The following is a 15,604-nucleotide window of genomic DNA, read 5'->3' on the forward strand; positions in this document are numbered from 1 at the left end:
AAACAAGGAGGATTTGGATGCAAATTGAAAATCCAATGATTACAGGTGCAGGACTGCCTAGTGATCCACAACAAGCGATCGTGATCTATAACTGCGATTTCTGTAACGGGGAAATTTATGAAGAAGATATCTGCGTGGTGTACGAAGGGTTGATTTTTTGTAGCAGCGACCATCTGGGCGAACATTTGGTGAAACATGACCTTGCCGAAGAAATCACCGCACATACTGAAACTTCACATTGAATGGATTTAACAAAAGAGCATCGGCTTAGCCGATGCTCTTATACTGTTATAAGATATTAAACTTCTACAACCATACCAATCCCTGCTTCTTTTGCTTTAGAATAGACGCCTTTTGCAACAGCAAGGTCGAAATAGGCAGCTCCTACGCATTTGAAGAAGGTGATTTCTTCTTGTACTTCTCTTCCCGACTTCGTTCCAACAACAAGTTCTCCGAGTTGGGCATGAACGTCTTCAAATGACCAGTTTCCACTATCTGCTGCGTGCATCAATTCACCAGCTTCATCTTTTACGCCAGCAAGGTCGTCCACCACAATTTTGCCTGCACTCAACACTGTTGTTTCGTCCACTTCACGCATATGAGGCAAGTAGGAACCTACGCCATTTATATGGGTTCCTGGTTGTAAATCACATCCCATGAATACAGGTTCGTTTGATCGGGTGGCACAGCAAATAATGTCCGCATGCTTCACCGCTTTTGAAACATCAATTTCGATTTCAAAAGGCACGTTCACTCCAAATGTACGTAATTTCTCGCCAAATGCTTGCGCTTTTTCCGGTGTCCGATTAACCAAGATGATTTTCTCGATGGTACGAACCGCCAGCACGCCAAGAACTTGTTCAAAAGCCATTGCACCTGTTCCGATGACTATTAGGATTCGGCTATCTTTTTTTGCCAATAAATCCGTTGCGATGCCACTAAGTGCACCTGTTCGCAGTCGTGTCAAATACGATGCGTTCATCATTGCGACATGCTCGCCATTGGTCGCATCGGAAAGTAGCACGACCCCTTGTGTTGTTGGCTTTCCTTCGGTCGGATTTCCTGGAAAAATCGTTACTACTTTGACCGCTGTTACTTCGCCAGCCATATCGGCACTCGGCATATATAATGCGGATGCTTCGTGTTGAGGAAATTCGAGTACTGTGCGATGGGGGTTATTGATTTTCCCTGCTTCTTTAGCCTTTAATACCGCTGCGATATCTTCAATGGCATCAACCATTTTATAGAGTTGTTGAATCTGTTGTTCGTTGATGATTAACATGGTCTTCCTCCTAACAAAAAACATTACTTCCCACACTAATAAATGATTTCGTGTGGTGAGCTGAACTTAAGAGAAAAAAAGAGCCGCTTACGCGCGACTCTCTTTTCCTACCACGATTCGTTTAGATTGTTGTCGACTGCGATCTTTCACAGCCCAAATTGCAACTAGTGAAATAAGTGCAGTGAACACGATGTAAAGTGCAACCGGTACATACGAATTATCAAAACGTGCTAGTAATGCCGTAGCCACAAGTGGAGCTGTACCACCCGCTAATGCTGCACCGATTTGATAGCCTAATGAAATGCCCGTATAGCGTACTTTTGCATCAAAGATTTCCGAAAACATCGTGCCAAGAACCGCTGTAATCGGTGCCCAAATGATTCCGAGTCCAATAACTGTTGCGATGATCAATAATGCAACTGACCCTTGTTTAATCATCCAGAAGTATGGGAAAGCAAAGAGTGCCATGCCGACCGTACCAGCAACGTATAACTTTTTGCGTCCTACTTTATCCGATAAGTTCCCCATGATTGGGATTAATATCGTCGTAACGACGGTAGCAATCATAACGGCAGTTAATGTAGATGTTCGTGTATATCCTAAATTTGTTGTTGCATACGACACCACGAATGTGCTGAAAATATAGAAAGGTGCAGTCTCCACCACTTTTGCTCCAATAGCTATCAACACTTCACGCCAGTGGTATTTCAGTGTATCTGCAATCGGCAATTTTGGAATATCGCCAGATTCCTGCACTTTTTTGAATTCAGGTGTTTCATCAATGCCTTTACGAATCCATAAACCAAAAATAACTAATAAAGCACTTAAAATAAATGGCACACGCCATCCCCAGGTCATGAATGACTCTTCAGGAAGTAACGTCATCACCCATAAAGCGATCGTTCCCATCAACATCCCGATTGTTACGCCCATTTGCGGGATACTACCAAACAATCCACGTTTTTCAGGTGGTGCATATTCTACTGCGAGTAAAAGTGCGCCTCCCCATTCCCCACCGATTCCCAAACCTTGCACTAAGCGAAGTGTAATCAATAAGATAGGAGCCCAAACGCCTATTGCTTGGTAAGTTGGCAATAAGCCCATTCCAAACGTAGCAATCCCCATTAAGCTTAACGTTAAGACGAGTGTTTTCTTGCGCCCAATGCGGTCACCGATATGACTGAATATCACGCCGCCAAACGGACGGATGAAAAAAGCTAAAGCAAATGACGCATATGCTAATAAAAGTCCTACAGTCGGATCTTCATTAACGAAAAATAGTTGGTTGAAAACAAGTGCAGCAACTGTTCCGTATAAGAAATAGTCAAACCACTCGATTGAACTCCCTACTAAACTCGCAATCAAGATGCGACGGGTTTGTTTTTTATCCATCATAAATCCCCCTTGTGAAAAATGAAAATTGAAGTGACACTTTAATTTATCTTCCGAGATTCATTTTAGACAGTTATAAATTTTCTGTCAATACTTTGTCACAATTTATATTTCATTGCTGTTTGAGTGATGTATTATGAGAGTAAGAGATTAGATGAAGCGAGGAATTCTTATGCCACAAGAATCAATTGGGGATACATTAAAAAGTCTTCGCAAAGAACGGAAAATGACGTTAAAGGCTTTGTCTGAACAAACCGGGGTATCCATTAGTTTTTTATCACAGGTGGAACGGGGAAAATCGAGTGTTACGCTTGAATCGCTAAAGAAAATTGCAGACGCATTAGGTGTAAATCCGAGTGTATTTTTTGCAGAAGAATATTCACATGACAATTTGGCTATCCGAAGAGAGCGTTTTTATTACAAGGACTTATCCCATGGAGTTCGAGATGCCAGCTTTTCCCCTATTTTAGTCACACTTCAACCAGGAGAAAATGAAGGGAATGCATTTTCACACGGTGGACATGAATTTCTGTTCGTAGTAGAAGGCGTATTAACGGTCGAAATGGATGGCAATCGAGCGGAACTCCGTGAACAAGAATCCATTTTATTCGATGCACGTAAGACACATTATTGGTTCAACCATACCGAAAACGATGTACGATTTTTGGTCGTTTCATCGAAAAATTAACCAAACCTCCTCAGAAATCCAGAGGAGGTTTTTTGTGTAGCTTTTCGGTCAATTGGTATGGCAACACACTTTGTTAAATATTATGTTTTATAGACGGAGGTTGTTGTTATACTAGAAAAGGAAATCTCAAGGAGGATATTAAAAGTGACTTTTAGTTTCAAAAATAAATTAACATGCTTGATTGTAGGTAGTGCCCTTATTTTTTCTGGTTGTGGCACGACAAGCATGGACGATGAGAAATATGAGCCTGTTGTAAAAGAGACGACAGACGAAGATTCCGGTTCTGCAGATCAAGAAAGCGTCGTGGACGATTCAAAGCAAGACGAAAAGCCTGCCGATAAAGCAACTACCGGAAAGACAGCGGAAACTAAGTCCGTTACGAAAATCATAACAGCACCTCAACAAGGTACGACGGATCAAATCCCGGTGACATTGGTCTCGACGACGGACGGGGATACGATTCGCGTGATGTATAAAGGCGTGGACGAACCGGTCCGTTACTTGTTAATCGATACACCGGAGACGAGTCACCCACGTTTAGGAAAACAACCTTTCGGGCCTGAAGCCAAGGAGCGAAATCGTGCTCTCGTAAACAGTGGAAAGTTAACACTTGAATTTGATATTGGTGAAAAACGCGATAAATACGGACGTCTATTGGCTTATGTATACGTCGACGGCAAAAGTGTACAGGAAACATTGATCCGTGAAGGATTGGCACGCGTTGCGTATGTCTATCCACCAAATACTCGTCATTTAAATCCTTATGAAGAAGCACAAAAAGAAGCTCAGTCGAAGAAAGCCGGATTCTGGGCAATTGAGGACTACGCCACGGATTCAGGATTTGCAAGCTCATCAAAGACTTCTTCAAAGAGCAGTTCCAGCAGCGATAACTCTTCAAGTTCAACTGGAGGAGCTTCAAATAGTTCTGCGACTACCAATCCCGCAGGAACAACGGAGTGGTTCGATAATTGTACGCACCTCCGTACCAAGTATCCGAACGGAGTGCCGAGTGACCATCCGGCCTATCAACCGAAAATGGACCGTGATAAAGACCAATTTGCATGCGAGCGATAGGTTGAATAGTTGCGTGAGTTCAAGATATTCACTGTAATCTAAGATTTGTGCAACCTGGAATGGGATTCTGTCTACCTGGATCGCAATTCTGTCTACCTTGACATCTAATTTTACTAGTAACTCATTTCAACCTAAAAATGACCTTTCCATTCATTCGGAAAGGTCATTTTTGTTTGTCGATTATAGGAATCCAACGAATATACCTGCTAATATAACGGAAACAATCGTTACGGTGATGAAGCCGGCAACCAACATTGGTGGTAACATGTGACTTGTTAACACTTCCCGTTCTCTTTCATCCTGAGTTAACGCATTGATGACTTCGTTAGTGATGATGTAGTCCGCCGGGAATCCGTATAGGGCCGTTAAAGATACGGCAAACGCCATTTCTTTGCTTACTTTTAACACCTTGCCCATGATGAACGAAAACACGTACATGCCAGCTACACCGATGACAATACAGCCAATCAACGGATAGATTAGATCAATCATCATATCTGGCGTTGCTGCTTTCAGGCCGTCCAAAATGAACAGCATTAACCCTAAAACGGCGAATCCGAATCCGTTCGCTTTTTTCAACGGGTGTTTTTCCAAGAATCCTACGCTTCTCGCGATTACTCCAAATAGTAAACAGAGAACAAATGGACTGATGGTCACAAATGGTGCAAGCCATGTAGATACTTGGTACGCTAAAAATCCGACAAAAGCCAAGCGGAAAAATTTGAAGAATTCCGTATTGTATTTTTCAGGCATCCAGTTAAATAATTTTAATTCTCTTGAATGTGTCTCTTCATTTTCTTCCCCTACTTGCTTCAAATCAATTTCCCCATTGCGCAATTGTTGAAGCAAACGTTTTCCTTCTTTTTTCAACATGACTGATGTCAAAGGATACCCTGCGAACCCTTGCATCACGTAAATAACGATGGCGAAAACAGCTAAGCTTGGAAGTCCTGCCTCTGCGGCGCCTTCAGACATAATAAGTGCCGATACAAGCCCGCCCACTAAAGGTGGAATGGCTACAATTATTGTTTCACTGCCGAATAGGAAAGTACCGATTCCAAATAATCCAGCAATGATTCCTAGAATTCCTGCCAATGCAATCAAAATGGTTTTCCACTGGTTTATCAGTTCCTGCAAAGATAGCAAGGTGCCCATATTGGTAATTAACAAGTAAATTAACATGACTGCTACAACTGATGGAATTCCTGATAACTCTACAATGTTTGCGGGAAAGAATGTCCAATAGCCGATTAAGAAAAGAACGGCACTGATAAAAATTGAAGGAACCCACGCTTTCGTACGGATCGCGACGACATCCCCAATAAAAAGAATGAAAACTAAAATACTTAAAGCTAGCATCTGTGACATATTGATTCCCTACCCCCATTACTTTTCTCTTTCACTTCGTTGCACGAAGTAATGTGTACTACAGTAACACGATTCGACACGATAAATATATAGAATAAATAGAATTTAAAGAATATTCATCCATTTATAGCAAATAACATGCATGTAAGCGGATAAATAATGTCTGAACGATTATTTATCGTCATTATGGATTTTGTGGTTTTTGGAATTAAATGGACACTGAAACGATTAAATTTACATAAAAAAACTTCCTCACGTTTTTGGAGGAAGTTGAATGTTTATCGATAACTAGACAGAATAATTAGAGTCAATAAATGCACTTAACCATTTCTCTTAAAATATGACTAATTTCTTTATTTCTTTTATGCTACATATATCAGAAAAATTTTATAACCCAAAACACATTTGAGGTGCCATTGATGAAAAAAACTTTATTCGGAGTGGCAGCATTTGCTACTGCTTCCACTCTCTTTTTGCAGCATTATCCGGCATTTGGGAAAGCTCCGAACGCCAAGAAGAAATTAACATTAATAGCATCCCCCAACTATGAAAAAAACAAATTCAAGAATACCTCAGATACGACTATGTCTAATGATTTAAAAACTTTAGGCTCCATGATTAAAGATTATGTTCAAAAAAATCCTGATCTGACACCAGTTCGATCGCTTCCGATGGAGAATTTCCAATGGAATCACCTTCTTGATTCACAAGCAAATGTGACATGGTTCGGACATTCAACTATATTACTGAACCTTCATGGTAAAACCATCTTCATCGATCCTATGCTTGGTAGCTCTCCTTCCCCTTTTCCTCAGATCGGTGGAAAGAGATATAGTGAGAAATTGCCATTTGACATTAATGATATACCTGCTATTGATATCGTCCTTTACTCTCATGATCATTATGATCATTTGGATATCGATTCTGTTCATTTGCTGAAGCACAAAGTCGGGCAATTTATCGTCCCTCTTGGTGTCGGGAGTAGATTGGAAGGTTGGGGTGTAGCACCTGAAAAAATTAAAGAACTCGATTGGTGGGACACTTTTGACCATTTAGACATTGAATTTATCAGTACTCCTGCACGTCACTTCTCTGGCCGCAATCTGTTCGATCACAATTCTACTTTATGGGGTTCTTGGGTCATTCGCAGTGGAGAAACGAGTATTTTTTATAGTGGGGATAGCGGGTATGATACGCATTTTAAAAAAATTGGCGAAAAGTATGGTCCATTTGATTTCACTATGATGGAATGTGGCCAGTATGACGATCGTTGGGCAACCATTCATATGAAACCCGAAGAAACGGTACAAGCCCATCTCGATTTAAATGGTAAATTGATGATGCCAATCCACTGGTCCGCTTTTACACTTGCGTTTCACGCATGGACCGATCCTATTGAGCGCGTCACAAAAGCTGCGAAAGCACGTGACGTAGCTATTACGACACCAAAAATTGGACAGTCTGTTGTAATTGGTTCTGATGACTATCCTGTTGCGGAATGGTGGAATTTGGTATAATTGTTTTTATCAGCAGTCCGGTTATCCGTTATCGATAACCTTAAAATATATTAATAAAAAACCCTTTTTCATCGCTTGATCTTATCTTCTGATAAGAACGAGCTTTGAAAAAGGGTTTTATTTTATGCCAATGTATTTTTGCAATACGCGAGAATTTCTGCCTCTTCATCATCTTCTAAAGCAAAATCCAAAACTTCATTTGAAGCTTTATCGGTAAAATGATACTGCACGATGCGATGTACATCCTCTTCGACAGCCAAAATGACACGCAATTCTAATCCGCCTTCTGTATATAACTCATCATCTTCATCAACTTCAACGGCAAGCAGAAACTCAAAACGGTCTCCAACAATAATGCCCGTAGGGTCGTTCATTTTTTCAACCATGTGATTTGTAATTTCCATGTGGCATTCTCCTTTGTCAGTTCATTGAACTTCCCTCATTGTATACTGACCTGTAGCCACTAAACAACTCTATCGATTATCTTTCCTATTCTTCCCACACATTAAAGACCATTCCGAATGGATCGCGGACATAACAAACTCGTCCTTTTCCTTCCCAGCGAACAATTTCACAGCCAAAACATATGTGTATCTAGGTATGGCTAATTACAGCTAATAGCCTCTTTTTCATTTGCCCTCAAAGTCCTCAGGATTTAAAGCCCTGTGACGATTACTGTCTATATCCTCATCTTCGTCTTCGTCACCGTAAAAGGCTATATAGTTTAGTCTAGCTATTTCCTCTATTGTAGGTGGTTTCCTTCCAAAATGTTTTACAGCTAATACTGTTAATAGTTTAATACGTTCCCCATTATCCATTTCTTCCATAGCTTTTAATATTTCCTCAGCAGTCATTTTTGACATAGCGGCTACCCCCAACTTTACATTAAATACTTTGTTACCCGTAATATACCATATTCAGTCGACATGATGAACGAGGTTTGATTACAATGAAAGTAGTTAGGGGTGAGCGGAAATGTCCTGGATAAAACAATTGATTGAAACTGAAAACAGTGTTTTTGAAGTATTTTCAAAAGGTTCTGGAGCCCCTCTTTGTGTCACACATCATTACTCCGAGTTTACTTCTGAAGGTGATCTATTTGCAGAGAGCTTTGTACATAGCCATCAAGTATATTTAGTAAATTTGCGTGGTGCTGGCTCATCCGCGGATGCTTCGTCTGAAGTTGAATTGAGTATGATTGATGCCGTGATGGATCTGGAAGCCATTCGAAAAGCATTGGGCTATGAAACGTGGACATTTGCAGGTCATTCAACCGGCGGAATGATTGGTTTATTATACGGAATTCATTTTTCGAAACGGTTAGATGCGCTTCTTTTGGTAGGTACAGCAGGTCGTTATTACGGTGACGCAAAGTCGTGTATTTACAACGCCGCTCACCCTCAGTTTCAGTACATGCAAGATTTGATAGAACGGTTGAAAGTTTCAGGGATGGCAAAGGATGAACGAATGAAACTTTCAAAAGAACGAACGAAGCTATCTCTTCATCTACCTGAACACTATGATGTGTATTTTGCCGATGCACCGCAAAAATCGATGGCCACTGGTCGCATGAATATGTTTGCAAGAGAATATGCAATCTATGACGTGACAAGAAGAATAGACAAAATTACTTGCCCGGTGTGGATTGGCTGTGGAACTCATGACGTACAATGTCCCATCGAGTTTTCAAAAGAAATTTATGAATCAATTAGTGGCAGTAAGTTCATACAGTTTTATGCCAGCAATCACTATCCATTCCTGGAAGAGCAAGATAAATTCCAACAAGAACTACACGCTTTTTTCAAGGAGGTAACAGCATCTTGCAACCATTCACGGCAGAAGTAGTTCGGATATTAAAAGAAATACCAGAGGGATACGTCTTTACCTACGGACAAGTCGCGCGCATGGCGGGGAGCCCCCGCGCAGCAAGACAAGTGGTACGGATTTTACATACGATGAGTGAAAAACATGGCTTGCCATGGCACCGCGTGGTCAATGCACGTGGTGAAATTGCTGTGCCCAATGAAGAATCGAAAGAGTTGCAACGTATGTTACTTCAGGGTGAAGACGTTGCGTTCTTAAGTGATGGACGGGTGGATTTGAGTGTTTTTGAGTAAAATTTTTGAGTAAACCTTTCAAAAAACTATTAAATCGAGCTGTGCGGAGGGGAAATAAATGAAAGTTCGACTTACTGACTTCAGTGAAAACTGGGCACTTATGTTTCAAAAAGAAGTTTATTTTTTAAGTGAAATTTTCGGAGATGAAATCATTAAATTTGAACATTTCGGCAGTACTTCTGTTCATGGTCTAAAAGCAAAACCAGTAATCGATATGATGTGTCTCGTAAAAGACATTCATCAAATTGATTCCTTAAATGAGAAAATGGATTCTTTAGGATACGATGTGGTCGGAGAATACGGTATTGATGGAAGAAGGTTATTCCGAAAAGGCGGAGAAAACAGAACTCATCATATTCATTTCTATCAATACGACAATCCACAAATAGCTCGCCACTTAATTTTCCGCGACTATTTGCGTTCTCATCCAGAAGATGTGGTTAAATATAGTCACTTTAAAGAAAAGTTAGCTCAACAGTTTGAGAATACCAGCGAATATAGTCCGGCAAAAAATTTATTCGTCAAAGAAATGGAACAGAAAGCAATACAATGGTTTGCTGAAAATGAGGATAAATTAACTTAAAGACTGTCTAAAAAAGAGTTGAGGAGATAGGAAGAAGAAGAAATTATTGGAGGCTGTCGAAATAGTAAAGTAATTTTGGCTGTTTTATAGAACCTTAAAACCCTCCTCAAGACTTTCGAGGAGGGCTATTTGATTCTATTTCATTTTTCCACCTTATCCTCTGGCCGCCAGCCGTTTTGCAAGTCACTGATCGATAAGCCGAAAGTATATTCTAAATGTGGGTAGTCCTTGAAGCTAGGCCAGTCTCCGCCCCATTCAAAGCCTAAGTCTTTGCCAATGCTTGCAACTTCGTACCAGTCCGCTTCCCCGTTGCCATTCAAATCACGCTGTAAATCGTAACTAATCGTCCCGTCACTGTTTTGCAGGACGAAATCGATGGCGAGTCCGTAGTTATGATAGCTTTCACCGCCGCGTGCATACGTGACGATGTCACCTTCAATCGAGCGTCCTTTTTCATAAAGGACATCTTGAGATTCGACGGAACGGAAGCTATCACTGATTAATATCGGAATACCGATTTCCTCAGCTTTTCCGATCAATTGATTGCTCTTTTCTGCCACGATGGGATGCAAACCTTCCGGTAAAGGGCGTTCTTGAAGTTCTTCTCTAAATTCTAGTTCCTTGTGGACCCAAACAAAGAAGAGTCCGCCGATGACGAGCCACAATATAATATTCAAAACGGTCCATAATCGTTTCACACGAACTCCTCCTTTCCCACACGCTGCTTTTCATCTTACGTAAATTCTCCAGAGCTTTCAATGATTCAAACTGACGATTAGGCGAATGAATAAAAAAGTCGCTCCTCCGAAAAGGAACGACTCTACCATAATTAAGCTGTAACGTCTCGCTTTGTAAACGACCAATAGCTGATGAATAAGAACAATACGACATATACAGTCAACACAGCGGCTGACAATGGCCAGGTGATGCCTGAAATGAACATATTGCCTGTAATGTAACCAGTTAAATCAGTATGCGCAAACAGGATGTATTTCGTAATTTCGTATTTACTTAAGAAAAAGACAATATTTGGACCCATAAACATCAGAAAGATCGATAATCCGATGGCAAGTGAACTTGTACGGAAAACACTTCCAATCATAAATGCAAATGTCGTGAATACCATGATTCCGATATAAGTTAAGCCATATAAGGCTAAAACCCGTCCCCAGTAAGATACTTCAACTACTTCCCCGCCACGAACATCCAGCATCGCACCGCTTCCAGCATCAAAGAATATATATCCAGCAACTACGTTCGCAATTAAGGCAATGATGGATAATACTAATGCATAAAGCAATGATGTGATGTATTTGGACGTTAGGATTTTCCACCGTTTCACAGGTCTGCTTAACAACATTTTAATCGTTCCTTGAGAAAATTCAGCTGCCACTATACTAGCGGCCGCAATGACGGCAAACATCAGAACCAATGTAAGCATCGTATGGGAATCCATCAAATTTTGTTCTCTATCACCGGGACTGAACGGTGCCACGTTTTCCGCTAAGCGGTATTCAGTGATGGCCAGTTCTTCTTTTAACTGTTTTTTAGTCTCGGCATCAAGATTTGGCTTTGCCAGTTCAGCTGTTAAATTTGCTTGATTTACAGCCGCATCCTCTTCCCAAGTGGGTTGGTCTGACGGTTGTACCGTTCGGTCAATCGCCCAATTAATGATGCCTGTAATCCCGATTAATATGAGGACCAATAACCCAGCCATTATCCAAGTGGCTTTTTTATGCCACAGTTTCATCCATTCATTTCTTATGAGATTCAGCAATTTGGCCACCTCCAGTCATTTCGAGGAATTGATCTTCCAATGTTTTACGGAACGGGTGCACAGCGAACACTTGAAGATTTGCCGAGACCATCGCCTGAATGATGGAAGGAATCTGGTCCTGTTCAACTTTGACAATGAAGCCAGCCCCACTATTTTCAAGAGTTAATCCTTGTGTTGATAATAGTTCACGTGCCTGGTCAGCCGGTTGCGCCTCAATATAATAATGAGCTTCTTCTTCTTGATTAATTTCACGGATATTAATAAGTTGTCCGTTTTGAATAATGGCGATTCGATCACACATCAGTTCAATTTCTGAAAGCAAGTGACTCGATACGAATACTGACACGCCATCTTCAACAGCGATTTTACGCAAGTATGTACGGAATTCACGTATTCCGGCAGGATCCAGACCATTGGTTGGTTCATCCAAAATCAAAAACTTCGGACGATGCAGCAATGCTTGTGCAAGGCCTAGACGCTGACGCATACCTAGCGAATAAGTAGAAACCCTTTCATGAATACGATTTTGCATGCCTACTTGATCGACGACTTCAGCGATGCGTTCTTTTGAAATGGTTTTGTTCATGCGTGCGAAATGCAGTAAGTTTTTCCACCCCGACATGTACTTGTACATTTCCGGATTTTCGACGATTACCCCTACTTTGCTCATTGTTTCTTCAAAGTGGTCTGTCAGTGTTTGACCTTCCACCACTACTTCTCCGCTTGTCGGCCTCATTAAACCGGCCATCATGCGAATCGTTGTTGTTTTACCAGCACCATTTGGCCCCAGAAAACCCGTAATTTGACCAGGGAATAATTGCAGGTTCAAATTATCGATAATTTTCTTTTTGCCAATGGTTTTTGACAAGTTCTTTAATTCAACGATTGGTTGTTGTTCCACGCTTTTCACCTTCCTTAATATGAGACATCCTTCATTTACTTACTAAGACGAAATGACTAGTTAAAAAGTTCTATCCAATCTACGTCCATATTTATATACGAAACACATGACTCTTGGTTTCGTTTTTATTTCATATTAAGGATTTATTTGGAAAAGTTTTTGAATTAAACTAGTAGAAAGGAGGGGTTCAGATGGGCTTTACATTATTTCCCGAGAAATATTGTTTACATATGGAGTATCCAGTTGGAGTCGTTCGTTATTCGAAAAATATTGATGAAATCTTCAAATCAGCAAGCGTCATAAAGCTTCCTATTTTCTTATATGGTTTGCACCATGCAAAGGATTCAAATGAAGAGATGGAAGTATCCCCAGAAGCCATCGTGGATGGATCAGGCGTATTGCAAACACTTGTTACACAACCAAGATTATTTTCAATTCGTGATTTACTTGCTCTCATGATGGTGGTTTCGGATAATACGGCAACTAACATACTAATCAGACGCTACGGGTTGAAACGGCTCAATTCTTATATACAACATCTCGGAATGACAAAAACCGTATTGGGTCGGGAAATGCGAGATCTGGTTGCTATTTCGGAGGGCCGGGACAATGTCACATGTGGTCGCGATATGGTTGCCTGCTTAAGACATATGGTCAGCTCACACGCTTTTCACGACATGCTTCAAATCCTTGAAAAGCAGCAATTTCAGAATAAAGTTCCAGCTGGTGTCAAAAGCGATCAATTTGTTTTCTTCAACAAAACAGGCGAATTGGATGATGTCGAGCATGATGTGGGCTTATTTATGTACAAAGGCCAAGTGGGGTTGTTTGTCGGTTTAACTGAGGGCAGTAATTCTAGTGGACGTACATTGTTACACGAGTTTGGACATATGTTAGACGAATTGTAAATGAGCGAACCGTCATCGGTCCGCTCTTTTTATTTTTTAGGCAACATAAGGTCTTCTATACTATTGTCAGTTGTTCCAAACCAGGATTTCATTTTCTCGTATGCCTGTTGTTTCGTTGGTTCATCGATATGGGAAATCACTTGATATAAAGCATAAGCAATTACACTTGCATCATCTACCAAACCGACAACTGGAATGAAATCTGGAAGTACGTCTGCCGGGAAGATTAGGTAGCCAAGTGCTCCCGCAATGGTCAGCTTAGCAGATTTCGGCACCGCTGGATTTTGAGCTGTGAAATAAAGCAACAAGCTTGTATACACTGTTTTTTCTCCTGCTTTTTTGCCATACTTCACAATTTTATTCCAAAATTTTTCTTCATCATAATGCTCATGCGAGCTCTCTATTTGCTCTTGTGGATCCACGTTTTTTACCCAATTCTCTTGAATATCTTGCTTGTTCATGGTCATCACTCCTTTTTATCAGTATGTCGGTTTGAAAGAAAGTTTTCAATGATACTATAGGATGTTTTCAACAACCAATTGCAAAATGAGTAACGCAGTCACGACACGTAAGATGGGCTTTACGTATTGAGGTTTTATTTTCTCTGCGATACGGACTCCAAGCTGAGCTCCGGTAATAGACCCCGCCATCAAAGCAAGGGTCAATGGCCAAATAATAGCTCCTGATATAATATAACTGATTGCTGCGCCGAAACAGCTTGAAAAAGTAGCCAGCCTGACCAATCCCACTGATTTCACATACGCAATGTTCAAGTAGCTGAACAAATATAGCATTAACGTACCTTGTCCCGGACCAAAAAGTCCATCATAAATTCCAATACCAAACAGCCCTGGTCCACTGACCTTTGTTAATTTCAATGGTTCTTCGCCTGTGAAATTACCTTTGCCAATAAATGAAGTAACAAATGCAAATGCCAAAAGAAAAATTGCCAGTACATACAAATTATTTGCGGACAGCTGTGAAGCAATAAATCCCCCGGTCACGCCTCCACCCAAACTGATTGGGATTAGCCAAAGAGAATCCTTCAACGATATTTGTTTTCGTTTATACAATGTAAAGAAACTTGAGAATGAACTTACCGTGTTGGATACTTTATTTGCCCCAATAGCTGAATGAATCGGCATGCCGAGCAACAACATCGTTGGCAAACTGATAAGGCCCCCGCCACCTGCCAATGTGCCGATTGTCGTTGCGGTTACCCCTATAAAATACAATAGAAAATAATCCAACTTAATCACCTGTCTTTCTTATTAACTGTATTGTACTTCGTGTCTCGAATTAAGAAAATGACGATGATATAATGAAGTACAATAAGAAAAACTTATGATAAGGAGAATATTCGATGTTTATTGGCTCTAAAATTCGTTTGACTGCAATGAGAAAAGAAGATTTGCCAACGTATCGACTGTGGAATGGCTTGGAATCTTTTGGACGTTTTTATAATGCCTTTCCCATTCGTGAAGAATCAGAAAAAAATGCAGAACAGTTAATGGACCATTCTGATCGTAGTTTTCGCTTTGCCATTCGACCGATTGATTCGGAGCAATTTTTAGGTGTTTGTGCCATCGAAGATATTTTATGGTCGCATCGTGTAGGCTGGCTGTCCATAGCTCTTGGGCCAGAATTTCACGGCAAAGGATTTGGGAAAGAAGCCATGCAATTGTTGATGAATTATGGTTTCAATGAACTGAATCTTCATCGTTTGCAGCTGACGGTATTCGGCTATAACGTAGGTGCCATCAAACTTTATGAATCTCTTGGTTTTAAGCCCGAAGGAACGTTCCGAGAGTTTTTACAACGTAACGGGAAGCGTCATGACATGTACTTATATGGTTTGCTTGTTTCTGAATTTCACTAATCAGCAAAACTTAAGCGTGTTGATTCAGTTAATTTTCGTTCAATAAACGAAGTCGCAAATTTACTAAATCTCTGATAAGTATGAAGGTGAATACGATGGCTAGGAAACAATTGTAATT

General features: G+C 40.7%; 19 protein-coding genes. 9 read left to right on the forward strand and 10 right to left on the reverse strand.

Annotated elements, in window-relative coordinates; all coding sequences use genetic code 11:
* Positions 1 to 17 precede the first annotated feature (17 nt).
* Positions 18 to 242: a hypothetical protein gene (locus MHH33_RS17105; protein WP_016428730.1), complete on the forward strand. Its 225-nt coding sequence runs from the start codon at positions 18 to 20 to the stop codon at positions 240 to 242.
* A gap of 56 nt (positions 243 to 298) precedes the next feature.
* On the opposite strand, the gene MHH33_RS17110 is transcribed toward MHH33_RS17105, so the two are convergent.
* On the reverse strand, positions 299 to 1,282 hold the full coding sequence (locus tag MHH33_RS17110; RefSeq protein ID WP_016428731.1) for a hypothetical protein: 984 nt from the start codon (positions 1,280 to 1,282) through the stop codon (positions 299 to 301).
* Positions 1,283 to 1,369: 87 nt separating this feature from the next.
* Positions 1,370 to 2,674, reverse strand: a complete 1,305-nt coding sequence (locus MHH33_RS17115) for an MFS transporter (RefSeq protein ID WP_016428732.1) — start codon at positions 2,672 to 2,674, stop codon at positions 1,370 to 1,372.
* Between the two features lie 172 nt (positions 2,675 to 2,846).
* Here MHH33_RS17115 and MHH33_RS17120 point away from each other — a divergent pair, with 172 nt between their 5' ends.
* Positions 2,847 to 3,362, forward strand: coding sequence for an XRE family transcriptional regulator (locus tag MHH33_RS17120; RefSeq protein ID WP_016428733.1), 516 nt, complete (start codon positions 2,847 to 2,849; stop codon positions 3,360 to 3,362).
* Positions 3,363 to 3,506: 144 nt separating this feature from the next.
* Positions 3,507 to 4,436, forward strand: coding sequence for a thermonuclease family protein (locus MHH33_RS17125; protein WP_342542471.1), 930 nt, complete (start codon positions 3,507 to 3,509; stop codon positions 4,434 to 4,436).
* A gap of 180 nt (positions 4,437 to 4,616) precedes the next feature.
* Here the strand turns inward: MHH33_RS17125 and MHH33_RS17130 are convergent, their stop codons facing one another.
* Positions 4,617 to 5,804, reverse strand: a complete 1,188-nt coding sequence (locus tag MHH33_RS17130) for a hypothetical protein (RefSeq protein WP_016428735.1) — start codon at positions 5,802 to 5,804, stop codon at positions 4,617 to 4,619.
* Between the two features lie 419 nt (positions 5,805 to 6,223).
* On the opposite strand from MHH33_RS17130, the gene MHH33_RS17135 reads away from it, so the two are divergent.
* Positions 6,224 to 7,321, forward strand: a complete 1,098-nt coding sequence (locus tag MHH33_RS17135) for an MBL fold metallo-hydrolase (protein ID WP_342542472.1) — start codon at positions 6,224 to 6,226, stop codon at positions 7,319 to 7,321.
* Between the two features lie 122 nt (positions 7,322 to 7,443).
* On the opposite strand, the gene MHH33_RS17140 is transcribed toward MHH33_RS17135, so the two are convergent.
* Positions 7,444 to 7,725 carry a DUF6509 family protein gene (locus MHH33_RS17140; RefSeq protein WP_016428737.1) on the reverse strand — a complete coding sequence of 94 codons (282 nt, stop codon included), beginning with the start codon at positions 7,723 to 7,725 and terminating at the stop codon, positions 7,444 to 7,446.
* A 225-nt stretch (positions 7,726 to 7,950) separates the two neighbouring features.
* A complete protein-coding gene (locus tag MHH33_RS17145) occupies positions 7,951 to 8,184 on the reverse strand; it encodes a hypothetical protein (RefSeq protein ID WP_342542473.1) in 234 nt (77 codons plus the stop codon).
* 112 nt (positions 8,185 to 8,296) lie between these two features.
* Between MHH33_RS17145 and MHH33_RS17150 the strand changes: the two genes are divergently transcribed.
* The 3 genes from MHH33_RS17150 to MHH33_RS17160 are packed head-to-tail and all read left to right on the forward strand — an operon-like array spanning position 8,297 to position 10,021.
* The gene (locus MHH33_RS17150; RefSeq protein ID WP_342542474.1) at positions 8,297 to 9,166 is read left to right on the forward strand and encodes an alpha/beta hydrolase; all 870 of its coding nucleotides are present in this window, start codon (positions 8,297 to 8,299) and stop codon (positions 9,164 to 9,166) included.
* Positions 9,142 to 9,438 (forward strand): MGMT family protein, encoded by a 297-nt coding sequence (locus MHH33_RS17155; RefSeq protein ID WP_342542475.1) that lies wholly within the window; start codon positions 9,142 to 9,144, stop codon positions 9,436 to 9,438. Before MHH33_RS17150 ends, MHH33_RS17155 begins: the two co-directional genes overlap by 25 nt.
* A gap of 58 nt (positions 9,439 to 9,496) precedes the next feature.
* Positions 9,497 to 10,021: a GrpB family protein gene (locus MHH33_RS17160; protein ID WP_342542476.1), complete on the forward strand. Its 525-nt coding sequence runs from the start codon at positions 9,497 to 9,499 to the stop codon at positions 10,019 to 10,021.
* Positions 10,022 to 10,161: 140 nt separating this feature from the next.
* Here the strand turns inward: MHH33_RS17160 and MHH33_RS17165 are convergent, their stop codons facing one another.
* The 3 genes from MHH33_RS17165 to MHH33_RS17175 all read right to left on the reverse strand — a co-directional run bounded on the left by MHH33_RS17165 (position 10,162) and on the right by MHH33_RS17175 (position 12,699).
* Positions 10,162 to 10,719, reverse strand: coding sequence for a M15 family metallopeptidase (locus MHH33_RS17165; RefSeq protein ID WP_342542477.1), 558 nt, complete (start codon positions 10,717 to 10,719; stop codon positions 10,162 to 10,164).
* Positions 10,720 to 10,850: 131 nt separating this feature from the next.
* Positions 10,851 to 11,771 (reverse strand): ABC transporter permease, encoded by a 921-nt coding sequence (locus MHH33_RS17170; protein ID WP_342542478.1) that lies wholly within the window; start codon positions 11,769 to 11,771, stop codon positions 10,851 to 10,853.
* 4 nt (positions 11,772 to 11,775) lie between these two features.
* Positions 11,776 to 12,699, reverse strand: coding sequence for an ABC transporter ATP-binding protein (locus MHH33_RS17175; RefSeq protein WP_016428742.1), 924 nt, complete (start codon positions 12,697 to 12,699; stop codon positions 11,776 to 11,778).
* Between the two features lie 191 nt (positions 12,700 to 12,890).
* On the opposite strand from MHH33_RS17175, the gene MHH33_RS17180 reads away from it, so the two are divergent.
* Positions 12,891 to 13,607 (forward strand): serine hydrolase, encoded by a 717-nt coding sequence (locus MHH33_RS17180; protein WP_016428743.1) that lies wholly within the window; start codon positions 12,891 to 12,893, stop codon positions 13,605 to 13,607.
* A 29-nt stretch (positions 13,608 to 13,636) separates the two neighbouring features.
* Here MHH33_RS17180 and MHH33_RS17185 read toward each other — a convergent pair whose 3' ends face one another.
* Positions 13,637 to 14,068: a YkvA family protein gene (locus MHH33_RS17185; protein WP_016428744.1), complete on the reverse strand. Its 432-nt coding sequence runs from the start codon at positions 14,066 to 14,068 to the stop codon at positions 13,637 to 13,639.
* Positions 14,069 to 14,122: 54 nt separating this feature from the next.
* Positions 14,123 to 14,857 (reverse strand): sulfite exporter TauE/SafE family protein, encoded by a 735-nt coding sequence (locus tag MHH33_RS17190; protein ID WP_342542479.1) that lies wholly within the window; start codon positions 14,855 to 14,857, stop codon positions 14,123 to 14,125.
* A gap of 113 nt (positions 14,858 to 14,970) precedes the next feature.
* Here MHH33_RS17190 and MHH33_RS17195 point away from each other — a divergent pair, with 113 nt between their 5' ends.
* Entirely contained in the window at positions 14,971 to 15,486 is a 516-nt protein-coding gene (locus MHH33_RS17195) for a GNAT family protein (protein ID WP_016428746.1), read from the forward strand.
* Positions 15,487 to 15,604: the final 118 nt, after the last annotated feature.

This window comes from Paenisporosarcina sp. FSL H8-0542 (assembly GCF_038632915.1).
GTDB lineage: Bacteria > Bacillota > Bacilli > Bacillales_A > Planococcaceae > Paenisporosarcina.